The organism is Acerihabitans arboris (genome assembly GCF_010131535.1).
In the GTDB taxonomy this organism is placed as follows: domain Bacteria; phylum Pseudomonadota; class Gammaproteobacteria; order Enterobacterales; family Enterobacteriaceae; genus Acerihabitans; species Acerihabitans arboris.
The window spans coordinates 237,097-260,340 of record NZ_WUBS01000007.1; the positions used below are offsets into that span (position 1 = coordinate 237,097).

Annotated in this window: 23 protein-coding genes; 8 read left to right on the forward strand and 15 right to left on the reverse strand. The window is 59.2% G+C overall.

Translation table 11 applies throughout. From position 1 onward, the window contains the following. The first annotated feature begins 24 nt into the window (after nucleotides 1–24). The 4 genes from GRH90_RS11805 to GRH90_RS11820 are packed head-to-tail and all read left to right on the forward strand — an operon-like array spanning nucleotide 25 to nucleotide 3,459. Nucleotides 25–333, forward strand: coding sequence for a PTS sugar transporter subunit IIB (locus GRH90_RS11805; protein WP_162366143.1), 309 nt, complete (start codon nucleotides 25–27; stop codon nucleotides 331–333). Between the two features lie 8 nt (nucleotides 334–341). Further along, on the forward strand, nucleotides 342–1,652 hold the full coding sequence (locus GRH90_RS11810) for a PTS sugar transporter subunit IIC (protein ID WP_162366144.1): 1,311 nt from the start codon (nucleotides 342–344) through the stop codon (nucleotides 1,650–1,652). Nucleotides 1,653–1,654: 2 nt separating this feature from the next. Beyond that, complete coding sequence (locus GRH90_RS11815; RefSeq protein WP_162366145.1) at nucleotides 1,655–2,008, forward strand: PTS lactose/cellobiose transporter subunit IIA; 354 nt, start codon at nucleotides 1,655–1,657, stop codon at nucleotides 2,006–2,008. 11 nt (nucleotides 2,009–2,019) lie between these two features. Further along, nucleotides 2,020–3,459 (forward strand): glycoside hydrolase family 1 protein, encoded by a 1,440-nt coding sequence (locus GRH90_RS11820; RefSeq protein WP_162366146.1) that lies wholly within the window; start codon nucleotides 2,020–2,022, stop codon nucleotides 3,457–3,459. 62 nt (nucleotides 3,460–3,521) lie between these two features. Here the strand turns inward: GRH90_RS11820 and GRH90_RS11825 are convergent, their stop codons facing one another. The 4 genes from GRH90_RS11825 to ppk2 all read right to left on the reverse strand — a co-directional run bounded on the left by GRH90_RS11825 (nucleotide 3,522) and on the right by ppk2 (nucleotide 6,387). Beyond that, nucleotides 3,522–4,574: a LacI family DNA-binding transcriptional regulator gene (locus GRH90_RS11825; RefSeq protein ID WP_162366147.1), complete on the reverse strand. Its 1,053-nt coding sequence runs from the start codon at nucleotides 4,572–4,574 to the stop codon at nucleotides 3,522–3,524. 200 nt (nucleotides 4,575–4,774) lie between these two features. Then, entirely contained in the window at nucleotides 4,775–5,317 is a 543-nt protein-coding gene (locus tag GRH90_RS11830; protein ID WP_162366148.1) for a glutathione peroxidase, read from the reverse strand. Between the two features lie 40 nt (nucleotides 5,318–5,357). Beyond that, a complete protein-coding gene (locus GRH90_RS11835) occupies nucleotides 5,358–5,621 on the reverse strand; it encodes a hypothetical protein (RefSeq protein ID WP_162365943.1) in 264 nt (87 codons plus the stop codon). Then, nucleotides 5,575–6,387 carry a polyphosphate kinase 2 gene (gene ppk2, locus GRH90_RS11840; RefSeq protein WP_162366149.1) on the reverse strand — a complete coding sequence of 271 codons (813 nt, stop codon included), beginning with the start codon at nucleotides 6,385–6,387 and terminating at the stop codon, nucleotides 5,575–5,577. Before ppk2 ends, GRH90_RS11835 begins: the two co-directional genes overlap by 47 nt. 342 nt (nucleotides 6,388–6,729) lie before the next feature. Between ppk2 and GRH90_RS11845 the strand changes: the two genes are divergently transcribed. Then, on the forward strand, nucleotides 6,730–7,542 hold the full coding sequence (locus GRH90_RS11845) for a Cof-type HAD-IIB family hydrolase (RefSeq protein ID WP_162366150.1): 813 nt from the start codon (nucleotides 6,730–6,732) through the stop codon (nucleotides 7,540–7,542). 85 nt (nucleotides 7,543–7,627) lie between these two features. Here the strand turns inward: GRH90_RS11845 and GRH90_RS11850 are convergent, their stop codons facing one another. The 10 genes from GRH90_RS11850 to GRH90_RS11895 form a co-directional block, all read right to left on the reverse strand. Then, nucleotides 7,628–8,683: a bifunctional transcriptional activator/DNA repair enzyme AdaA gene (locus tag GRH90_RS11850; RefSeq protein ID WP_162366151.1), complete on the reverse strand. Its 1,056-nt coding sequence runs from the start codon at nucleotides 8,681–8,683 to the stop codon at nucleotides 7,628–7,630. 114 nt (nucleotides 8,684–8,797) lie between these two features. Next, complete coding sequence (locus GRH90_RS11855; RefSeq protein ID WP_246236011.1) at nucleotides 8,798–9,358, reverse strand: RBBP9/YdeN family alpha/beta hydrolase; 561 nt, start codon at nucleotides 9,356–9,358, stop codon at nucleotides 8,798–8,800. A gap of 182 nt (nucleotides 9,359–9,540) precedes the next feature. Further along, on the reverse strand, nucleotides 9,541–10,368 hold the full coding sequence (gene citG, locus GRH90_RS11860) for a triphosphoribosyl-dephospho-CoA synthase CitG (protein WP_162366200.1): 828 nt from the start codon (nucleotides 10,366–10,368) through the stop codon (nucleotides 9,541–9,543). Between the two features lie 157 nt (nucleotides 10,369–10,525). Beyond that, nucleotides 10,526–11,065: a citrate lyase holo-[acyl-carrier protein] synthase gene (gene citX, locus GRH90_RS11865; protein WP_162366153.1), complete on the reverse strand. Its 540-nt coding sequence runs from the start codon at nucleotides 11,063–11,065 to the stop codon at nucleotides 10,526–10,528. Continuing rightward, the gene (citF, locus tag GRH90_RS11870) at nucleotides 11,066–12,592 is read right to left on the reverse strand and encodes a citrate lyase subunit alpha (RefSeq protein WP_162366154.1); all 1,527 of its coding nucleotides are present in this window, start codon (nucleotides 12,590–12,592) and stop codon (nucleotides 11,066–11,068) included. A gap of 35 nt (nucleotides 12,593–12,627) precedes the next feature. Further along, nucleotides 12,628–13,503: a citrate (pro-3S)-lyase subunit beta gene (gene citE, locus GRH90_RS11875; RefSeq protein ID WP_162366155.1), complete on the reverse strand. Its 876-nt coding sequence runs from the start codon at nucleotides 13,501–13,503 to the stop codon at nucleotides 12,628–12,630. Continuing rightward, complete coding sequence (gene citD, locus GRH90_RS11880; protein ID WP_162366156.1) at nucleotides 13,500–13,793, reverse strand: citrate lyase acyl carrier protein; 294 nt, start codon at nucleotides 13,791–13,793, stop codon at nucleotides 13,500–13,502. Before citD ends, citE begins: the two co-directional genes overlap by 4 nt. A 63-nt stretch (nucleotides 13,794–13,856) precedes the next feature. Beyond that, on the reverse strand, nucleotides 13,857–14,921 hold the full coding sequence (gene citC / locus GRH90_RS11885) for a [citrate (pro-3S)-lyase] ligase (protein ID WP_162366157.1): 1,065 nt from the start codon (nucleotides 14,919–14,921) through the stop codon (nucleotides 13,857–13,859). Nucleotides 14,922–14,989: 68 nt separating this feature from the next. Then, entirely contained in the window at nucleotides 14,990–15,871 is an 882-nt protein-coding gene (locus GRH90_RS11890) for a fumarylacetoacetate hydrolase family protein (protein ID WP_162366158.1), read from the reverse strand. A 53-nt stretch (nucleotides 15,872–15,924) separates the two neighbouring features. Further along, a complete protein-coding gene (locus GRH90_RS11895) occupies nucleotides 15,925–17,295 on the reverse strand; it encodes a 2-hydroxycarboxylate transporter family protein (protein ID WP_162366159.1) in 1,371 nt (456 codons plus the stop codon). A 473-nt stretch (nucleotides 17,296–17,768) separates the two neighbouring features. Here GRH90_RS11895 and GRH90_RS11900 point away from each other — a divergent pair, with 473 nt between their 5' ends. Together GRH90_RS11900 and GRH90_RS11905 are read left to right on the forward strand one after the other, a co-directional pair. Next, nucleotides 17,769–19,415: an ATP-binding protein gene (locus tag GRH90_RS11900; RefSeq protein WP_162366160.1), complete on the forward strand. Its 1,647-nt coding sequence runs from the start codon at nucleotides 17,769–17,771 to the stop codon at nucleotides 19,413–19,415. Continuing rightward, nucleotides 19,405–20,118 carry a response regulator gene (locus GRH90_RS11905; protein WP_178113122.1) on the forward strand — a complete coding sequence of 238 codons (714 nt, stop codon included), beginning with the start codon at nucleotides 19,405–19,407 and terminating at the stop codon, nucleotides 20,116–20,118. The genes GRH90_RS11900 and GRH90_RS11905 overlap by 11 nt, the downstream gene beginning before the upstream one ends. Before the next feature lie 93 nt (nucleotides 20,119–20,211). Here GRH90_RS11905 and maeB read toward each other — a convergent pair whose 3' ends face one another. Then, the gene (gene maeB, locus GRH90_RS11910) at nucleotides 20,212–22,491 is read right to left on the reverse strand and encodes an NADP-dependent oxaloacetate-decarboxylating malate dehydrogenase (RefSeq protein WP_162366161.1); all 2,280 of its coding nucleotides are present in this window, start codon (nucleotides 22,489–22,491) and stop codon (nucleotides 20,212–20,214) included. A 308-nt stretch (nucleotides 22,492–22,799) separates the two neighbouring features. On the opposite strand from maeB, the gene GRH90_RS11915 reads away from it, so the two are divergent. Further along, nucleotides 22,800–23,069 carry a helix-turn-helix domain-containing protein gene (locus GRH90_RS11915; protein WP_162366162.1) on the forward strand — a complete coding sequence of 90 codons (270 nt, stop codon included), beginning with the start codon at nucleotides 22,800–22,802 and terminating at the stop codon, nucleotides 23,067–23,069. Nucleotides 23,070–23,244: the final 175 nt, after the last annotated feature.

Genomic DNA, 23,244 nt, shown 5'->3' on the forward strand with positions numbered 1-23,244 from the left:
ACGCTATGTTAAGAGGTCCGATATATGACAAAGATCCTGCTATGTTGCGCCGCCGGAATGTCCACCAGCATGGTGGTTAAAAAAATGCAAATAGCCGCTGAAATAAAAGGTCTGGATGTCGACATTAAGGCTGTGGGGCTGGAAGAGTTCGCCGCGCAATTACCGCATTATGACTGTTGCCTGCTCGGGCCGCAGATTAAATATAAGCTCAAGGACTTTAAAATTATCGCCGATGAGCAGCATAAACCCATCGCCGTCATCAACAGCATGGATTACGGCATGATGAACGGCGAAAAGATATTAAACGAAACGCTGGCGCTGCTTAACGCCTAGGAGGGATCATGTCCGGAATTAGCGCATCGGTATTTGGCGTTATCGAAAACACCATCAGTCCCATCGCGGGCCGGTTATCCAGCCAGCGCCATGTGATGGCCATCCGGGATGGTTTTATTTCCGCCATGCCGTTCCTGATCGTCGGCTCCTTTATGCTGGTGTTCGCGCATCCGCCCTTTTCCACCACCAGCGACTGGGCGTTTGCGCAGTGGTGGCTGAGGATGGCGGCGCAATACGAGTCGGTTATCCTGATGCCGTACAATATGACCATGGGTATTATGTCGTTATTTATTGCCGCCGCTATCGCCTATAACCTGGCCCTCAGCTATAAAATGAACGGGTTTATGGCCGCCATGCTGTCATTAATGGCCTTTATGGTGGTGGCCGCCCCGCAAACCGATAAAATGCTGCCGGTCTCCTCGCTCGGCGGCACCGGTATATTCACCGCGCTATTAGTGGCGATATTTGCTACTGAACTGATGCATTTTTTGCAGGTAAGGAATATAGGTTTTCATTTGCCGGAACAGGTGCCGCCCAAAATACAGCAATCCTTCGATTTACTCATTCCGGTGCTGGCCATATTTTTTACGCTTTATCCACTAAGCCTGCTAATTCAATCGCAGTTCGGCATGTTGCTGCCCCAGGCCATTATGGCGTTGTTCGGTCCTATTATTTCCGCCGCCGATACGCTGCCGGCAATATTAATCGCCGTGCTGATTTGTCATTTATTGTGGTTTGCCGGTATCCACGGCGCGGTCATCGTCGGCGGCATGCTGCAGGCCTTCTGGCTGACCAATCTCGGCATTAACCAGCAGGAGCTGACCGCCGGACAGCCGCTGACCCACATCTTTATCGAGCCATTTTGGCAATTTTTTATCGTTATCGGCGGCTCCGGCTCCACCATGGGGCTGGTGCTGCTTTATCTGCGCAGCCGTTCCGCCCACCTGCGTTCCATCGGCAAACTCAGCCTGGTGCCCTGCATGTTTAATATTAACGAGCCGGTGATTTTCGGCTCGCCGGTGGTGATGAATCCGACGCTGTTCATCCCCTTTATTACCGCGCCGTTGATTAACGCTACGCTGGCTTATATCGCCACCCGCGCCGAACTGGTCGGCCGGGTGATTTCCATGGCGCCGTGGACCACCCCGGCCCCCATCGGCGCGGCCTGGTCCACCGGCTGGGATATCCGCGCGGCGCTGCTGGTGGTGGTGCTGCTGGCGGTGTCGACGCTGGTGTATTTCCCCTTTTTCAAGATATATGAACGTCAGCTGCTGGCGCAGGAAGTCCCGCTGCCCCAGGCCCAGGCGCAGGAGGCATGACCATGAACCCAGGTTCAGATCTGGAAACCCAGGTAATGGAGCTGATTATTCATGCGGGCGCCGCGCGCTCGGACGCCATGGAGGCCCTGCGCGCCGCGCGTAACCGCCAGTGGCCGCAGGCCGAGGCGCTGCTGGCCGAGGCGTCGGCCGCCGCGCGCCTGGCGCACCGTATCCAGACGCGGTTAATCGGCGAGGACCAGGGCCAGGGCAAGATCCCGGTCAACCTGATAATGGTCCACGCCCAGGATCATCTGATGAACGCCATGCTGGCCCGCGAGCTGGTGGATGAAATTATTGCCCTGCATCGCGATATCGACGCGCTGCAACGACGGGAAAATCACGACGATACGCTTTAAGGGAGATGGCTATGCACTATCAGACGTTGGCACCTTTTCCACCGGGATTTCTCTGGGGTGCGTCCACCTCGGCCTATCAGGCGGAGGGGGCCTGGAACGAGGACGGCAAAGGCCCGTCGGTAATAGATCGGGCGGTCTTTCCGCCTGAACTGAGCGATTTTACCGTCGCCAGCGATCATTATCACCGCTTTGCCGGGGATATTGCCCTGTTTGCCGAACTGGGATTGAAGACCTACCGCTTTTCCATCGCCTGGAGCCGCCTGTATCCCGAAGGGGATGGAGCGCTGAACCCGGAGGGCGCGGCGTTTTACCACCGGCTGATTGATGAAATCCGCCGCCACGGCATCGAGCCGCTGGTCACGCTTTATCATTTTGATCTGCCCTGGGCGCTGCAGCAGCGGGGCGGCTGGTCGGACCCACGCACTATCGGGGCATTTGAACGCTTTGCCCGCACGGCGTTTAAACTCTATGGCGATCGGGTCAACTACTGGCTGACGATCAACGAACAGAATATGATGATCCTGAAAGGCGACGTGATCGGCACCCTGCCCCCCGGCACCCCCGATCCGCAAAGGACCCTCTACCAGCAAAATCACCATATGATGCTGGCGCAGGCCAGGGCGATGATCGCCTGCCATGAGCTTCTGCCCGCGGCCAAAATCGGCCCGGCGCCCAACATCTCCTGCGTCTACCCGGCCACCTCGCGGCCGGAGGATGCCGTCGCGGCCAATAACTATGCGTCGATCCGCAACTGGCTTTACCTGGATCTGGCCTGCCATGGGCGTTATAACGCGGTGGCCTGGAGTTTTATGGCGGAAAAAGGCTTCTTGCCACACATTACCGCTGATGAAATGAGCCTGCTTGCGCAGGGGCGTCCCGATTTTATCGCCTTTAATTATTATGCCTCGACCACCGTGGCGGCGGACCTGCCGCTGGATAACCACAGCGCCGGCCGCGGTCGTGAAATTGAGGATCGGCAGCTTCCGGGCATGGATCGATCGGTCTATATCGGCGTGGATAACCCGCATCTGGAACACAATCAGTTCGGCTGGTATCTCGATCCGGTGGGATTTCGCGTCACCTGTCGGGAAATTTATGAGCGTTATCACCTGCCGCTGATCGTGACCGAAAACGGCCTGGGCGCGTTCGATACGCTGGAGGCGGGCAATAAGGTGCATGACGATGAGCGTATCCGGTATCTCAGCGACCATATCCGGCAACTGCAGCTGGCGATTACCGACGGCGTGCGGCTGTTCGGCTATTGCCCCTGGTCGGCAATCGATTTGGTGAGCACCCATCAGGGCATCGGCAAACGCTACGGCTTTGTGTATGTCAATCGGGACGAGCGCGACCTCAAGGATCTGGCCCGGTTCAGGAAAAAGAGCTTTTTCTGGTATCAGCGGCTGATTAAGAGCAACGGGCGGCGGTTGGAGACGGATATCGAGTATTAGGCGGCGCCTTGGGCGCGTCCCCCGCCGTCGCGCGGCCCCCAGCGAAACGCGCCGGCCGGATGCTATCGATGTCCGGCCGGCGTTTTATTGGCCCGCGAAACCGCGGCGAAGGGGCCGGCGATAACGGAGTCGCGCACCATCAATTTGCCGCGGAAGGGTTTGAGCGGCGACACGCTGTTGCCGTCAAGCACGTTGACCACCTGTTCCAGAGCGCTTTTAATCATCTGCGCCACCGGCACATGGACGGTGGTCAGCGGCGGATTAAAATAGGACGCCACGGGAATATCGTCGAAACTCAGCAAAGATACGTCGCCGGGCACCGCCTTGCCCCGCTCGCGCAGCGCCCTGGCGGCGCCAATGGCCATATCGTCGTTCCCGCAGACCAAGGCGCTGAAGGGCGCCGCGCGCCGCAGCAGCGTCGCGCAGGCGTTAAAACCGCTGTCTAACGACCAGTGTCCGGCGGCCACCAGCGACTCGTTGATCGGTATGCCGGCGGCGCCCAGGGCCTGCCGGTATCCTTTATCGCGCGCGGCGGCGGTGGGCGACCCCCCGGCGCCGGTGATAAAAGCAATGTCCCGGTGCCCGTGGCCGATTAAATAATCCACCGCCTCGCAGGCGTCACGCTGATGATCGGCAAATACGCAGTGCTCGCGGGCGTGCGGCAAATCGCGGTTAATCACCAGGAAGGGGATATCGTGCCGGGCTATCAGGCTCATCAACTCCTTTTCGCCCAGGAAACTCGGATAGATAATGATGGCGTCGCAGCGGCGGTCCAGCAGAAACTGTATCGACTCCAGCTCGCTGTCGACGCTGTGTTTACCGTCCACCAGAATCAGCTGGCGACCATAGTTTTCGGTCATTTTGGCGGTCTGGTACAACAGTTCGCTGAAATAGGGACCGTTAAACAGCGTGTTGGTCACGATCAGGCCGATACTTTGCGAGTTTTTGGTCGCCAGGCTCCTGGCCAGCAGGTTGGGACGATAACCGGATTCCTCGATGGCCTGGAATACCCGCTGCCGGGTCGTTTCCTTGACATAACTATTACCGGCCAGGACACGGGATACCGTGGACTTGGACACGCCCGCCTTGATCGCAACATCCTGCATGGTAATCATCGCACAACCCTATTCGTCCCATGCCTGGGGAGAGAAGACCGCATGGCGCTGATTTTAGCATACCGGCCTTCCCGGGATAAGATTTCCGCGTGGTCCGGGGCAGCTTTTCCCGCCGGTCAGCCAGCGCCTTGATGCGGCTTTTATCAGGCCAGGCAATCTTCCCCACGGCGGCCCCGTCCGGGGCCGGCGGAGGGCGCCAATCAGCCGAGCGCGGCGTCGATGGCCCGGAGCAGCCTGGGATCTTCGGCGGTGACGTCCGGCGCGAAACGCGCGATGACTTTACCCTGCCGGTTGATCAGGAACTTTTCAAAATTCCACAACACGTCCTGGCGATTGGTGGGATCGACCCCATAACCTTTCAGGCGTTCGCGAAACGGGCCGTCGCCGGTAGCCGCCGGCTGCGCCGCCGTTAACTCCGCGTATAGGGGATGCTGATCTTCGCCCAGCACCGATATTTTGGAAAACAGCGGAAAATGCACGTCATAGTTAACGGCGCAAAAGTCGCTGATTTCCGCGTCGCTGCCCGGTTCCTGGCCTTTAAAATTATTGGCGGGGAAACCCAGCACCTCCAGCCCTTCGGCGTGCCGGTCCTGATAGAGCTTTTCCAATCCTTCATACTGCGGCGTCAGGCCGCATTTGGACGCCACGTTGACCACCAGCAGCACTTTGCCGCGATACGCCGCCAGGCTGCCGGTAGTACCGTCAATTTGCTTGAGCGGTATATCATAAAGAGACTCGGTCATGTTTTATCCTTTTCACGATAAATGGGCTGCGGTTTATCGATCATCCCCGCGCCTCGGCGCGCTGCCAGCGATGATAGCGGCGGACGATGCCGGGAGCCGATCGCAAACAGAGTATGACAATAGCGCGCCGCGGCCGGCGGCGCAAGGCGGCGCTCGGTCGCCGGGGCGCGGGATGCCAGGTGATGCGCGGCGCCGTGCTGGCCCCCGCCTCCGGCGGCCAGGGCGGATTGCCGGACGCCGCCGGGCCGACGCGGGCGCTAGGGCGCCAGCCGGCCGTTTTCGATACAGACGGTATCGAAGGCATACAGCACTTCCGGGTCCGGCAGGGCCAGGTTTTTATCTTTGCCCTGGTATTGCAGGCGTCCAAGCAGGTCGCGCAGGATATTGATCCGCGCGGCGTGCTTGTCGTCGGTATGCACCACGATCCACGGCGTGGTCGGGGTATGGGTACGGGTCAGCATAACGTTGCGGGCCTGGCTGTAAGGCTTCCACAGCTTGGTGGCCTGCTGGTCGATGGGGCTGATTTTCCATTGTTTAAGCGGATCGGTGAGACGGGACTCCAGCCGTTGCTTTTGCTCATGCTTGCTGATATCAAGATAATATTTGATCAGCTTGATACCCGAGCGCACCAGCAGCTGTTCGAAATCCGTTACCGTATTCATAAATTCTTCGTACTGCGCGTCGGTACAAAACTTCATCACCCGCTCGACGCCGGCGCGGTTGTACCAGCTGCGGTTAAACAGCACCATCTCCTGCGCCGCCGGCAGCTGCGCCACGTAGCGCTGGAAATACCATTCAGCCTGATCCCGCTCCGAGGGTTTGCCGAGCGCCACAACACGGATTTCGCGCGCGCTCAGGTGTTCGGAAAGGGTTTTGATGATGCCGTCCTTGCCCGCCGCGTCGCGCCCCTCGAAGATCACCACGATTTTGTCGTTGGCGGCGATAATTTCGCGCTGCAGCTTAACCAATTCAATTTGCAGCAAATGCAGGTCCCGATCGTACTCCTTGCCGGACGGCGCCTGTCCGGACGGTAATGCAACATCGTCGTCATGGTGCTTTTTTTTAGCCATTGTCGCTCCCGGTGGATTGTTGTTCCTGTCGATCAATCCTCAGTATGGCATTCAAATGCCTGTTGTGTAGGGTGATGCGCTGTGTATTGGCGCGTCGACGCGAAGGCGGTATCATTTTCGCCGTGTCCGTCGGAGTGATGCTCATGCGCCAGCTCCCGGCGGGCAGGGCGTTGCGCTGCCGTAGGCTCAACGGTCTTTTGGCGCAAAGTTGACCACCAGGCGCGCTATTCTGCCTTATTGCTGACGGTGCCTGGCATCGGGCGCTTGACAGGTACGGGGAACCGCTATAATTTCCACTTTATAAAAGTATTTTATTAAGTATCGATTTGCCAAGGAGTGTGTATGAGCATAAGAATGATCGCGGTGGATATGGACGGCACTTTCCTGGACGATCGGATGCGTTACGATCGGCAATGGTTCAGCCGGCAGTATGCCTTGCTTAAGGCGAGGGGGATAAAATTCGTGGTGGCCAGCGGTAACCAATATTTCCAGCTGATTTCCTTTTTCCCTGAGATTGCCGGCGAAATAGCGTTTGTCGCCGAGAACGGCGCCTATATCGTCAACGGCGGCCGGGAGGTGTTCTGCGGTGAAATCAGTCGGGAGCATTATGCAAGGATTATACATACGCTGGCGGAGATACCTTATCTTGAGACCATCGTGTGCGCCAAGGAATGCGCCTACCGGCTGAACAACGCCGAACCAGGGTTTTACCAGCAAATGGGCAAGTATTATCATCGCCTGGCAGGCGTAGATGACTTTTTAAGCGTATCCGGCACGATATTCAAATTCGCCCTTAGCCTGCCCGATGAAAAATTAGCCGGTTTTATGCGTTTCATCGACACCGAACTGGCCGGCGTCATCACCCCGGTATCCAGCGGGCATGGTTCGGTCGACCTGATCATCCCCGGCGTGCATAAGGCCAACGGGCTGCGCATACTGCAGCGGCTCTGGGACATACAAGATCATGAAGTGGCGGCGTTTGGCGACGGCGGCAACGATATTGAAATGCTGCAACAGGCGGGTTTCAGTTATGCCATGGCCAATGCGCCGGATCGCATAAAGACCGCCGCCCGTTATCAAACCAGCTCGAATAATGATGCCGGCGTATTGCGGGTTATCGATAAACTACTTCAGCCCGTCCCGGGCCGCAGCTGATATCGGGGAGCGCCCGTTTTATCAGCGACGGCGCAGTTGCCCGGCGCTAGATTCCCCAAACGCAGCGATTATCGACTGCGCCGGGTTAGCGGCTGAACATTCTTTTTTCGTGCTCGATTAGCCACTTTTTGCGCCATAGGCCGCCGCCGTAGCCGGTCAGGGAGCCGTCGGCGCCGATCGCCCGGTGGCAGGGAATCAAAATGGCAATTTGGTTGGCGCCGTTCGCCCGCGCCACGGCGCGCGTGGCGCGGGGGCGGTCGATGGCGGCGGCCACCGCCGAATAGCTTCTTACCTCGCCCGCCGGGATAGCCCGCAGGGCGTCCCATACCCCGCGGGTGAAAATGGAGCCGTGTTCCACCAGCGGCGTGGCGAAGCGGCAGGATTTGCCGGCAAAATAGTCCCCCATTTCAACCTCAAGCCGGTCGGTGACGGGCGTGCGATCCATGATTATCTCCGAAGAGGTCAGGTTCCTGAGCCGGGTCAGTTCATTGGGCAACGCCGGACGATCGACGAACTCCAGCAAATGCAGCGCCTGATGGTCCGCCACCGCCAGCATGGAACCGAGCGGCGTTTCTATCCAGTGGCTTTTCAGGAAGCGGTGCTGGCGGGCCTGGCTGGGATTCATGCCCAGATGGCGAACGATGGCGGCCCGGAATCCGCTACCCGACTCAAAGCTGGCCTCCAGTTGCGCGTCTATCACCTCCCCTCCCGTGGTCAGTTGGTTGACGCCTTTGCCGATGCGGCGCAGTCGCGCCATTTCAAGGAACGTCACGCCAAACTGGCGTTTAAAGGTCCTTCTTACGGTGGAAGGGTCCAGGCCCGCGGTTACCAGGTCTTCTTCCGACCATTTTTTCTCCGGGTCGTTTTCCAGGCTGGCCAGCAGGATGCCTAGGGTGTTATCCCTGGCGCCGAACAGCGACAGCGGCTGGCAGCGTTTGCACGGTCTGAACCCGGCTTCCATGGCTTCCACCACGGTGGAATAAAACACCGAATTTTCTTTTTTCGGTTTGCGCGCCGGGCAGGTTAGGCGGCAAAAAACGCCGGTGCTCCTCACCCCCACAAAGGCAAAACCATCATACCCCGGGTCGCGCGCCAGCAGCGCGGCGTAGAGCGTATCAAAATCAGGCAGATCGAAGAACATGGCGGTCGGCACCGTTAACCCAACATAATGGCCATCTTAAAGGAATGGATTTTCACCGACGACAATTTTCGGGCGTTGATTTTTACTCCCATGCCGTTTTCCGGCAACACCGGCTTATTGACCGGCGGCCAGCGCCAGCCGGCGGGCGAATTGTTCAACGCAGCCCAGGCCGTGCGGCCATTCGCCGAATCCCGATTGGGCGTTGATATGGCCCGCCTCCCCCACATCCACCAGTTCGCTGCCCCAGGCGTCGGCCCAGTATTGCGCGCGTCCGAAGGTCAGCAGCGGATCGTTATGGCTGGCAAACATCAGGCTCGGCACCGGCAGGCGCACGGGCAGGATGCGATCCTCGATCTCAAACCGTACCGGCTCGGCGGGCGCCACCAGGACCACCCCGGCGATCCGGCCGGTAAAACGGCTGGCATAATACCAGGACGACAAGGCGCCAAAACTATGGCCAATCAGCAACGCCGGCGGCGAAGGCTCGCCCAGCGCGCGCCTGATGGCCATCTGCCAGCCGTCCAGGTCCGGCTGCAGCCAGTTACGCTGGGCAATGCGCCGCCAGGCGGGGAATCCCCGCTGCCAGCAGGTTTGCCAATGTTCCGGCCCGCTGTCGTTAATGCCCGGCACCAGCACCACGCGCAGCGATGCGTAAGCGGCATCGCCGCCGGACAGGCCTGGGTCCCGCGCCGGCGGCGGGTTACCGCCCGGCCCCTGGCGCACCGGGACATCGGGCACGGGTCGTTCGCGGGCGGGTCGATCGGACACAGGCCGTTCGTGCGCGAAACGATCGGGTACGGAACATTCAAGTACAGGCCGTTTGTGCGCGGGTTGTTCGCGCGCCGGCCGATCGCGGTTCATGCCGGGAACCGCGCCAGCACAGCCGTTACCGCCAGCAAATCCGCGCTACCGCCGGGGCTGAGGTTGCGTCCGATAAGCGCCCGGTCCATATCCTCAAGCGCCCGTGGGCGCCAGCCCTCGTCCAGCAGCCGCCGCGCATAGCGCCGGACAAACTGCAGGCCGTCGAGGCCGCCACGCGATACCAGGTTGGTATCGGGATTATGGGCCATCAGCACCAGCAGGCAGTGCAGCAGCGCGGTTTCGCGATCCGCGCCCGCCGCCGACAGCCGATCCCAGGCCGGCAGCGCATACCGTCTTACCGTGGCAAACCCGCCTGCGGCCTCGCCGCGCGCGCCGGTAAGGCCATGGCGCAGATAGAGACGCTCGCCCACGGTGGCCGGCTTGCGGCGGCCGGCCAGTTCCGTTGCCACCAGCCGGGCGCAGATTGCCGCCACGTCGGCGCATAATCCGCGCCGGGTCAAGGCTTGTCCCCTGCCGGCCAGGCGTCCGCCGGCGGCGCATAACAGCCCGAGGGAAAACACCCCCCCTTTATGGGTATTGACGCCGCCGGTGGCGGCAAACATGGCCTGTTCGCAGGCCAGGCCGGTGGGGCGGATTTCAGCCAGTACCCGCTGCGCCGGCATATCGGCGCAGCGCTCGCCCAACGCGGCAAACCGGCCGAACCAGGGCGCGATGGCCGTTATGCTTTGCATAAACAGCGCTAAGTCCATATCCCGGTGCGCGCCGTTGTTGCGGCTGTCCACCAGCCCGGGTTTCGGCGTCAGCATCACCTCCTCGCGCAGCGCGGCCGTCGCCAGCAGATCGATGGCGGGCAACGGCATCATCACCGCAGGGCCGGCGTCAGCGGCTCCCGGGACGGCCGGCGACGCGCCACGCCACGCCGGGCCAGGAGCCGGGCCGGCATCACCCGCGCCATCCCGTGCCGGGAATACCGGCGGCGCACTCCCCGCCGGCTCTCTGTCACCGGCGTCCCAGTCACGATTATCGGCGGGCAAAATAGCCATCCAGCAAACCCTCGATTTTATCGGTAAGTTCTTCCTGGCCATGCCGTCGCGATCGCGCGCAGGCGTGGGCGGGCTGGTCGCACAGCAAACACGGCCTCCCCGGCCGGTCAAGGGAGCGGCGGCCGATAACGCCTACGTCCGGTGAAAACACATCGATATCCCACAGGCGCCCGAGAGCATGTTCCTGCTCCAGCGCCACCGTGGCGGCCTTGATTTCAACGGCGGCGTGATCCACCGCCCAGAAGGCCTCCGGCCCGGTATCGGGCCAAAAGACCGCCCGTTCCAGCACTGGCCAGCCGCGCGCGCGCAGCAGCGCGTCGCAGGCCGCCAGGGCGGCGCGCATCGACCGCCGGTAGCGGGCCGAATCCTTCACCGGCCCCGGCGTGACCAGCGTCAGCGAGATCAGCGGCCGGCGGTGCCGGGTAAGCCAGTCCACCTGGCGCGCGGCGCGCAGATCCCTGGCCGCCAGCAGTTCCTCAAGCGAAACGGCAAACTGCAGTGAATCGGTTACGGTCATTTAGCTGTCCTCTTTAACCTGGCGCACCACGTCGATCACGCTGCCGTCGCGATAGCGGATAACGCCGACAATCCGCTGAGTGAACTCGATGGCCTTCGGCTCGCCGGTCAACGCCACCGCCCGTTGATAAAGCTGCTCGATATCCATGACCTCAAGACCGGCCGCCGCCAGGCGTTGGCGCACCTCGGGGCGCGCCGGGTTCACGGCGATGCCCTGATCGGTCACCAGAACGTCGATGCTCTCGCCCGGGGTGACCAGGGTCGTGACCCGGCGAACCACGGTGGGGATCCGGCTGCGCGTCAGCGGCGCCACCACGATGGTCAGGTTGGCGGCGGCGGCCACGTCGCAATGCCCGCCGGACGCGCCGCGCATCACGCCGTCGGAACCGGTTATCACGTTGACATTAAAATCCAGGTCGATTTCCAGGGCGCTTAAGATCACGATATCCAGCTGGTCGCAGCAGGCGGCCTTGGCGCCGGGGTTGGCATAGACGCTGGTGGAAATCTCGATATGGTTGACGTTGTGCTCAAGCGACGCCGCCGCCTGGCCGTCGAAGGATTGGGTGTCCAGCAGCCTGGCAATCAGGCCCTTTTCATGCAGATCGACGATACTGCCGGTAATGCCGCCCAGCGCAAACCGCGCCGCGATGCCGTGACGCTCCATTTTCTGCGCCAGGAAGCGGGTGCAGGCGGTGGAGGACGCGCCGGAGCCGGTCTGGAGGGAAAAGCCATCGACAAAATAACCGGAGTGCTCGATGACGTCGGCGGCGGTGCGGGCAATCATCAGCTCGCGCGGATTGCTGGTAACCCGCGCCGCGCCGACGCTGATTTTGGCCGGATCGCCCACCTGGTCCACCCTGACGATATAATCCACCTGATCCTGTACCAGGCTGGCCGGCATATTGGGAAAGGGTACCAGCGCCTCGGTCAACAGCACCACCTTGCGGGCAAACTGCGCATCCACCATGGCATATCCCAGCGAACCGCAGCAGGATGTGCCGTGGGTGCCGTTGGCATTGCCGAACTCGTCGCTGCACGGCACGCCGAGAAACGCCACGTCGATCTTCAGTTCACCGTCCTGCAACAGTTTCACCCGGCCGCCGTGGGAATGGATCTGCACCGGTTCTTCCATCAGGCCATGGGAAATGGCGTCGGCCAGCTTACCGCGCATGCCGGACGTATAGATTTTGGTGATAACGCCGGCGCGGATCGGCTCTATCAGCGCGTCGTTGCAGCTCATCAGCGAGCTGGAGGCCAGCGTCAGGTTTTTAAATCCCAGGCGGGCGAGCGTTTCCACCACCCGGTTGATCACCATATCGCCTTCGCGAAAGGCATGATGGAAAGAGAGTGTCATGCCGTCTTGCAGGCCGCTGCGCTCGATGGCCTGTTCCAGGCTGTCGCACAGCTTGCGCTGGTATTTGGCCTGGCCGTCGGCCAGCCAGGGCGTAATGCTGTTGGCATGGCTAAACGGCGCCAGCTGCCGCAAATGGCGGTACTGCGCCAGTAGATCGTCTGTTACGTTACTCATTACGTATTCCTGTCATTCGGTTAACGTGAAAACCCTTACCGACGCACACCGGAAGCCCGGGCGCGCTCCAACACCACCTGGGCATGATTGATAATCGGGCCGTCAATCATCTTGCCGTTGAGCGAGATCACGCCCAATCCGTTGCGTTCGCCCTCTTCGGCGGCCAAAATCACGCGTTCGGCATAATCCACCGCTTCCTGGGTGGGCGCGTAGGCGTTATGCAACAGCTCAATCTGGCGCGGATTGATCAGCGATTTGCCGTTAAAGCCCATTTTGCGCACCAGCTCGACTTCGCGCAGGAAACCGGCATCGTCGTTAATATCGGAATAGACCACGTCGAATGCGTCGATACCGGCGGCGCGGGCCGCGTGCAGTACCGCGCAGCGGGCATAAAACAGCTCGGTGCCGTCGCCGCGTTCGGTTTGCATATCCATCACATAATCGAACGCCGCCAGCGCGATGCCGATAAGCCTGGGGGAACAACGGGCAATCGCCACCGCGTTAATCACCCCGATGGCGGATTCGATGGCCGCCATGGTGCGGGTGGATCCGACCTCGCGCCCGCAGGCGCGCTCGATACGTTCGATATGGGTTTCCAATTCATGAATATCCTCGGGACCGTCGGTTTTCGGCAGCCGCACCACGTCGGCCCCGGCGCGCACCACCGCTTCCAGATCCTTCAGGCCGAAGGGCGTATTGAGCGGGTTGATGCGCACCACGGTTTCGATCTCGCGATACATCGGGTGTTGCAGGGCATGGAACACCAGGATGCGCGCGCTGTCCTTTTCGCGCAGGGACACCGCGTCCTCCAGATCGAACATGATGGAGTCGGGACGATAGATAAAGGCGGTGGACAGCATGGCGGCGTTGGCGCCGGGGATAAACAGCATACTGCGGCGAAGCTTTTTCATGACAATTGTTCCCATTGGATCTGGTCGGCCCGGGCGGCGCGTAACACCGCCGTCTGCACGCGGGCGCGGATTACGCAGTCCAGCGCCCCTTTATCGTCGATAATAATCAGCCCTTCGTCGATGCCCATGGCGGTCAGCGTCTCGTCAATCACCCGGCGAATCTGCGCGCCGAACTGCTTCATCACCTCGCTGTTGACCACCACGTTCAACTCACCGTCGGCGGGGGCAATCTTGACCAGCAGGTCGCTGGATTCAAAGGTGCCCGCCAGGGCCTCCTGTACGATTTTCATAGGTGCGTTCCCAAATAGTTGCGTTCACAATAAAGTCTGATAAAAAACAGGTCACGGGCCGGATCACGCGCCGGTCGCGCAGATCCCAGCCGGTTCCGGCATCTCGCGCCGGGTCAGGTAAGCGAAGGTGCTGGGCGGAACAATGTCCTGGATGCGCGCCATTTGCCGCTGCTTAAGCAGCGCCCGCACCTCCGAGGCGGAAATCGCCCGCCCCGAGGCTTGGCATTTGCGCGGGATCTCCACCACCCGCAAAGGCGGCTGCGCCGCGCGATCCGGGTCTTCGAGCCAGTGGCGCATATCGCGGTTATATTGATTGGTCACCGGACAGTAAGGCTCGGTGCCGACAAAACGATGGGTGATGCCCAGCGGCGGAGCAATATGATTGCGGAAAATCAGCAAATCAATGGCGCTGTAGGTCTTGCTCACCAGATTGGTATCGCGCAGGAAATAGCCGGGAAAGGTGGCGCGCGAGATCAAATAATCGGACCCCTCGTGCACCTGGACGTTGGCCAGATGCGCCACGCCCCGGCGCACCATCTCCAGGCGCGCGGCATAAGGAAACAGCGACACGTCCTCGCGCACGACAAAGATATGCAGCCAGTCGCAGGCGGCGGCGGCCTGCTCCGCCAGGTACCGGTGCCCCAGGGTGAACGGGTTGGCGTTCATCACCACCGCGCCGATGGGATTGCCGGGCTGGTAATAACGCTCCAGCGCCCGGCTGTAGCGCCGGATGCCCACCGGCGTATTCTCCATCAGTACCGCCACCTGGTCCCATTGGGCAATCGGGTAAAAACCGCAGCCGCGAAATACGCCGATATTCGACGGCCGGGTATAAAGGAACAGATGGAAATGGCCCTCGCTTACCGCCAGTTGCTCCACTTCCCCCACCAGGCGTGCGCTGAGATTATCGCCGCGATAATCCGCCGCCACCGCGACGCATTTAATCACGTTGCCCGCAATACCGGCGCATCCCGCCAGCCGTCCGTCGCCGCGGGCCACCACGAACCGGGTGATATCCGCGTCCATGCCCAGAAGGCTGGCCTCGAGCAGCGCGCGCACCCCGTCCAGGTTATCGCGCGGGTGGTCGACGGTCAGCACGGAAAAATCCAGCGGGTCCCGATCGTACATAACGTGTTCCTATCGTGAATAGAGATGGCCGGCGGCGGGCGGCGGCGGGTTCAGCCTTAAATCCAGGTTCAGCACGGCGCGGCGGCATGGGAGGTTGCGCTTACCTGGGGCCGGTCCGCGTCAATAATCATATTGCGCAGATGGCCGATGTTTTCTATTTCGACCTCGATGCAGTCGCCGGCCTTCATAAACAGCGGCGGCGTGCGTTTTTTGCCCACGCCGCCCGGGGAACCGGTAATGATCACATCGCCCGCGTTCAGTTGGGTAAAGGTGCTGATATATTCAATCAGCTCGGCGATGTTGTGGATCATGCTGCGGGTATTGTCGTCCTGCACCATCAGGCCGTTGAGCCAGGTGCGGATGCTGAGCGCGTGCGGATCGGGTATTTCATCGGCGGTGGTCAGGTACGGCCCGAACGCGCCGGTTTGCCGCCAGTTCTTGCCGGCGGTAAACCAGGTGTGCTGCCAGTCGCGGGCGGAACCGTCCATATAACAGCTGTAGCCGGCGACATGGGACAAGGCGCTCGCGGCAGGAATATCCTGTCCGCCCCGGCCGATAATCACCGCCAGTTCGCCCTCGTAGTCGAATTCCACCGAATGGCTGGGTTTTACCACCGGGGTGCCGTGCCCGGTCTGGGAATCGGCAAAACGCACGAACAGGGTGGGCGCCGGGTTCATTTCACCAAACTCCCGGCGTTTGGCGGCGTAGTTCATGCCGACGCACAGTATTTTATCCGGATGCTCGATGACCGGTAAAAAAGTCACCGTGTCGACGGACAGATCCGCCGGCAGGTCCGCCAGTTCACGTGCCAGCGGCAGCGCATCGCCCGCAAGCAGAGATTTCAGGTCCGTATGGAGATGGCCGAGACGACGCCCCAAATCGATAATGCCGCCGGGCGTGACGATGCCGTAGCTTTTGACGCCCTGGTGAAGATAACTTGCGAGTTTCATAGCGTTTCCTAACTGTCTTCACCGACGCGGGATATTTCCGGGCCGGTGGCGGTTCAGAGAATAAAATTGCCCAATACCAGCAATGAGACCGAGACGTTTATCGCGCCGCCGATACGGGTGGCGATTTGGGCAAACGGCATCAGCGACATACGGTTGCCGGCGGTGAGGATGGCCACGTCGCCGGTGCCGCCCTGCCCGCTCTGGCAGCAGGAGACGATAGCCACGTCGATGGGATGCATGCCGATTTTTCTGCCCACCAGGAAACCGGTGCCGACCAGCGTGCCGACCGTGCTGACAATCACCAGCAGGTTGGTCAGGGTGAAGGCGTTGACCAGTTCCTGCCATGGGGTGATCGCCACGCCGACGGCAAACAGGATCGGGTAGGTCACCGAGGTCTGGAAGAACTTATAGACCACCTGGGATCCTTCCAGCATGCGCGGCGATACGCCGTGGGCCAGTTTGATCAGCACCGCGATAAACAGCATGCCCACCGGCGCCGGCAGGCCGATCAGTTTGTATCCCAGCATGCCCACCATATACAGCAGCACCGCCAGCAGCGCGCCGGCGGCAATGGTGGTGACGTCGGTTTTGCCGCTGGAGGCCTGGGCCGGTTCAGCGTCGGACTCATCACGCGCGCCGGGTTTGACCGGCATCAGGTTGCCTTCGCCGGTCAGGTGCGGATAACGTTTACCCAGACGGTTCAGGCAACCGGCGATGACGATGGCGGTCAGGCCGCCGAGCATCACGATCGGCAGGATGCGGCCGAGCGCCACGCCCTGCTCCATATGCAACAGCGCGGCGTAACCGATGGACAGCGGGATGGCGCCTTCACCGACGCCGCCGGCCATGATAGGCAGGATCAGGAAAAAGAAGATTTGGAACGGCGGCAGGCCGAGCATCAGCCCGACGCCCATGCCGACCAGCATGCCGGCCACTTCGCCGCACAGCATCGGGAAAAATATCCGCAGGAAACCCTGGATCAGGGTGCGCCGGTTCATGCTCATGATGCTGCCGACGATAATGCAGCAGATATACAGATAAAGGATATTGGTGCTTTTGAAGAACGTGGTGGTGGAGGCAACCACGACATCGGGTAATAATCCGTAGTGCACCAGCGCGGAAGGAATAAAGGTGGCGCAGATGGCGGCCGCGCCCATTTTGCCAATAATCGGCAGCCGTTTACCGAACTCACCGCAGGCAAAGCCAAAAAACGCCAGCGTGGCAACCATCACCACGATATCGCTGGGCAATTTTCCGCTCAGGCAATCAATACCGATAAGCGCGCCGGCCAATAAAAACAGCGGCAGTGGAATAATACCGATTTTCCACGTATCGAGGATATGCCACCATTTTTCCTTTACGGAAACTTTTTTTGCGTTTGTTGTATCCGTGACAACAATATAGGTATCATCTGTCGTGCTCATCATCAGCCCCTTTGTCAATTTGTGCAGGCATATTAAGCAGCAACCGATCGAATTTATGTGATTGCATTCAAATTAAAACCGCTATTTTAAAGGCATTTAAGTTTTTAATGGTTTTTATTATTTCATACCCAGCTGGCCGGTTCAATTTAGCACAAAGAAGTTTTAATGGATTCTATGGCGTTAATGGTTTTTATTATTTTGCCGCTCATAAGATATCGTTATCATCATGAAATGGTTTTTTGATTCTTCATGGTTTTTATGGTTTTTATTGTTCGATGCGTTATATGTTAATGGGAGGTAATGGAAATGTATTTAATTTATCCGGCGATATTACTTTCATCCAATCGGTGAATGGCATTCACTGTCCATGCTGTGTTTGTGATCACACTTTGCGGGCCGCGGCCTTACAGTGCCAGCCATTCATGATAGGCTGAATAATCAAGCATTCATTTCCCACATGGCCGAAGTATATTATGCGCGCGAGGATCTCATTTCATATAAAGCTTTTCATGAGCCTTATCGTATTCTTCTCGCTGCTGCTTACGCTGATCGGCATTTATTATTACTACGACCTGGACAAACAGCTTTATGCGGAAATCGGCGCGCGGGCGCGGGTACAGGCGCGGGAAATCGCCATGATACCGTCACTGATCGACGCGGTGAAAACCAAGGACACCGCCGCCATTGCCGCGCTGATGGATAAATTAACCCAACGCAGCGACGCCAGTTATATTGTCATTGGCGATCAGTTGGGCTTGCATTTATATCACTCCCGTTATCCGGAGCAGGTGGGTAAGTCGATGATAGGGGGTGATAATAGTGAGGTGCTGGCGGGAAAAACCATTATTTCCGTTCGTAAAGGCGGGCTGGGGATATCCCTGCGCAGCAAAGCGCCGATCATCGATCGGCAAGATAATGTTATCGGCATTGTTTCCATTGGTTATTTAAAAACCCATATTGATAACCTGAGCGCCGGTAAATTATTTAATATTCTGGCCGTAGCGCTGTTGTTGCTGCTGGCGTTATTTATCTTTTCATGGTGGTTTTCCAATACCATGAAGAAGCAGATGTTTTCCCTGGAGCCACGGGAAATTGGGTTATTGGTGCGGCAACAGAAAGCCCTGTTGGAATCTATTTTCGAGGGGGTGATCGCCATTGATAAAACATCCCGTATCGCGGAAATCAACCACGCGGCCAAATCATTATTATCCGTGAACGTCTCCTCGCGCGAACTGCGCGGCACCCCTTTATCGACGGTGATCAAGCCCATCGTTTTCCTTGAAGAGCGCATCATGCTGGCCGGCGATACCCACGATGAAATATGCCTGTTTAACGACCTGACGGTTATTGCCAGTCGGGTACGCATCATGCTGGAGGACAAGCTGCAGGGCTGGGTCATCAGTTTTCGCGATCTGAAGGATATCGATAGCCTGAGCATGCAGTTAAGCCAGGTAAAACGCTATGCGGACAGCCTGCGCATCCTGCGCCATGAACAGCTGAACTGGACCGCCGCGCTGGCCGGTTTGCTACATATGAAACGCTACGACGAAGCAATCAGGTATATCGAGGCGCAATCGGAGAGCGCGCAGGAAATTCTCGATTTTGTGTCCGCGCGTTTTTGCTCGCCGACGCTGTGCGGCCTGCTGCTGGGGAAATACGCCGGCGCCCGGGAGAAGGGGGTGCAGCTGCTGTTCGACCCGGCCTGTAATTTAACCCGCCTCCCTCCCAGGCTGCGGGAAACCGAGCTGATGTCGGTTATCGGCAATATCCTGGATAACGCCATCGAGGCGACCTTGCAACGCGAGGGCGAACATTACCCTATCGAAGTCTATATCGTCGGCGGCGATCGGGAATGGGTGATCGAAATAGCCGATCAGGGCGCCGGCATCGCCGAGGACAGCTATGAGCAAATATTCAAGCTGGGCGTAACCACCAAAAACCACGGCGACCATGGGCTGGGCCTGCATCTGGTTGCCAGCTACGTCCAGCAAGCCGGCGGCGCGATAGAAGTCTCCGCCAACCAACCGTACGGGACGGTATTTTCCGTATTTATTCCTGTAACAGGCCACGCGACCACGGCGGGCCCCATCACCCCGGATGAACCTGATTATGCAACCTGAAATTTTTGACGTGCTTATTGTTGAAGATGAAAGCTCGCTGGCGCAGCTGCACGCCGATTTTATCGATAACCACGCAAAGCTTCGATTGGTAGGCGTCGCCGGCACCTTGAAAGAGGCGCGCGAACAGCTGCTGCAAAAACGTCCCCGGCTCATGCTGCTGGATAATTATCTGCCGGACGGCCAGGGCATCTCGTTAATCGACAGCGAACTGCTGCGCGGGCTGGAATGCTCGGTCATTTTTATCACCGCCGCCAGCGATATGAACACCTGTAGCCAGGCCATCCGCTGCGGCGCGTTCGACTATATCCTGAAGCCGGTATCCTGGAAGCGCCTGCGCCATTCCCTGGAGCGCTTTATCAAGTTCGCCGTCACCCAGCGGGCGTTTAAGGTGGTGGATCAGCAAAACGTCGATATCCTGTATCAACTACAGTCCAAAACCTACGGCCAGGAATCCGGCAGCAAAGGCATTGAAGAGAATACCCTCGGGCTGGTAAAGCAGATATTTACCGCTGACGACGGCGAACCGCACTCGGTCGACGATATCGTCGGCCGTACCGGACTGAGCAAAACCACCGCCCGCCGTTACCTGGAATACTGCGTTGAAACCGGGTTCCTCGGCGTGGAAATGCGTTATGGCAATATCGGCCATCCCAGGAGGTTGTACCGCTGCGCGCGCCCATCCCCGGGACCCGGCGCGCAATAGCGCCCATGCCACGGCAGGCCCGCTCACACCAACCCCAAGGCGGACGTGTTAAAGGGCGGGCCTGCCGATGGGGCAGGCTCGCGAGCTAAGGTTTTATAGCGGTTCGGTCTGCGCCTCCACCACCGCCAACGCCACCATATTGACGATACGCCGCACCGAGGCCACCGGCGTCAGGATATGCACCGGTTTGGCGACGCCCATCAATACCGGCCCGACGGTCACGCCCTCGGACGAGGAGACGCGCAGCAGGTTGTAGCTGATGCGCGCGGCTTCCATATTCGGCATGATCAGGATATTGGCCGCGCCTTTCAGCGGGCTGTCCGGCATCAGGTCGTGGCGAATGCTCTCCACCAGCGCCGCGTCGCCGTGCATTTCGCCGTCGATTTCCAAATCAGGCGCCATCTCGTTGACCAACCGCAGGGTCTTGCGCATCTTGCGCGCCGCCGGGCAATCCGAACTGCCGAAGCTGGAGTGGGACAACAGCGCCACCTTGGGTTCGATACCAAAGCGCCGCACCGTTTCGGCCGCCATCAGGGTGATTTCCGCCAGCTGTTCCGGCGTCGGGTCGTCGTTGACATAGGTATCGGCGATAAAGGTATTGCCACTGGGCAGCAGCAGCGCATTCATCGCGCCGGCCACATGCACGCCCTCGCGATAGCCGAACACCGATTCCACCACCTTAAAGTGTTCCTGGTAACTGCCGACGGTGCCGCAAATCATCGCGTCCGCCTCGCCGCGCCGCACCATGATGGCGGCAATCAGCGACGGATTGCCGATAAGCGTCCGCTGTGCCTGCTCGGGCGAGACGCCCTGGCGTTTCATGATCTGGTAATATTCGCCCCAGTATTCTTTAAAGCGCGGATCGGATTCGTTGTTCACCACCTCGAAATCCTTGCCGGCAATAATTTGCAGGCCCAGCTTTTGCAGCCGCATATCGATAACGCTTGGCCGGCCCACCAGGATCGGCCGCGCCAGTTTCATGGTGACCATTTCCTGGGTGGCGCGCAGTACGCGCTCCTCTTCCCCTTCCGCCAGCACCACGCGTTTGAGCTGTTTGCGCGCCTGGGAAAATATCGGCCGCATAAACAGATTGGTTTTATAGACAAATTCGGTCAGTTTTTCGGTATAGGCGTCGAAATCCTTGATCGGCCGGGTGGCCACGCCGGACTCCATGGCCGCGCGCGCTACCGCCGGGGCAATCTTGACAATCAATCGCGGGTCGAAAGGTTTGGGAATAATATATTCCGGCCCGAACGACACATCCTGGTCGCCATAGGCGGAGGCCACCACGTCGCTTTGCTCGGCCAGCGCCAGATCGGCGATGGCGCGCACGCAGGCGAGTTTCATCTCTTCATTGATGGTGGTGGCGCCCACATCCAGCGCGCCGCGAAAAATAAACGGGAAGCACAGCACGTTATTGACCTGGTTCGGGTAGTCGGAACGACCGGTGCAGATAATCGCATCGGGCCGCACCGCCTTCGCCAGCGGCGGCAGGATTTCCGGCTCGGGGTTGGCCAGCGCCAGGATCAGCGGCCGTGGCCCCATGGTCTTCACCATCGCCTGGGTCAGCACGCCGGGCCCGGAACAGCCCAGGAAAATATCCGCGCCGGGGATGGCGTCCGCCAGGGTGCGCATGGCGTTATCCTTAATGGCGTAGGCGGCCTTGGTTTCCGCCATGTTCTCTTCGCGTCCCTCGAAGATCACGCCGCGCGAATCGCAGACAATGATATTGTGGCGCTGTAGTCCCAGCGCCACCAGCAGGTTCAGGCAGGCGATGGAGGCGGCGCCGGCGCCGGAGACCACCAGCCTGACGTCGCTCATGTTCTTTTCCACTACCCGCAGGCCGTTTAACACCGCGGCGGTGCAGATAATGGCGGTGCCGTGCTGGTCGTCGTGGAATACCGGGATTTTCATGCGCTCACGCAGTTTTTTCTCGATATAGAAACATTCCGGCGCCTTGATATCCTCCAGGTTGATGCCGCCGAAGGTCGGCTCAAGCGCGGCAATCACCTCGATAAGCTTATCAGGGTCCAGTTCATCCACCTCGATATCAAACACATCGATGCCGGAGAACTTCTTAAACAAAACGCCTTTGCCCTCCATCACCGGCTTGCCCGCCAACGCGCCGATATTCCCCAACCCCAGCACCGCGGTGCCGTTGGAGATTACCGCCACCAGGTTGCCGCGCGCGGTATATTTAAACGCGGCCAGCGGATCCTTGGCAATTTCCAGGCAAGGCGCAGCGACGCCGGGAGAATAGGCCAGCGCCAGATCGTGTTGGGTGGCCAGCGGTTTGGTGGGGGAAACCTGGATCTTGCCCGGCTGCGGGAACTGATGAAAATCCAAAGCGCTTTGTTTTAGCTGTTCGTCCATTGTAGGATTCCTTGTGACGTTCTTAAGACTTGTAAAGGAATGGTTCGACGTTAAATCTCTACCAGTATAAAGAGAGCGCGCAATCAAACTATGAAGCAGGGCATAGTCTGCATAACATTATGTGACGGGTGTCACGTTCAGAAAATAAAACACTTTTTCATTATAAATTTCTCAGTTAGAGAATATTTAACAGCTAAACCACTGGAAACGCACCATGAAAAAATGTCGTATTACCCTGCATTTTTGCCTTTTCTTTTAGCGGTTTCAGCCCGAACCCCGCCAACCCGAATCCTGCCCGGAGGTGCGCTATGAATGAAAAACAAGATTGGCATCCGGTGGATATCGTGATGGGCCTGCGCAAAAAAGGCGCCGCCATGGCGGCATTGTCACGTTCCGCCGGCCCGAGTTCCTCAATCCTGGCCAACGCGCTGATCCGGCCCTGGACTAAAGGCGAGGAACAGATTGCCGGTGCACTGGGCATACCGCCGGAGGATATTTGGCCGAGCCGGTATTTTGCACCGGACGGCATGAGGATCGCGCGATTGAGAAGAGCCGGCATCCCTGTCAATCCACTTTGAAATTAACCAAATTATTGCCTCATATTTATACCTAAAATATTAAAAACGACCTGTTCTGTAAAACAATCCGGGCAATATACCTTGCCAGATTGTTTGTTTGCTCTTTATTGCCGTTACGGTTGCATTCGGCATGATACCCGCCGGTATTAAACCGCGCTTAACGCCGGCAATAGCA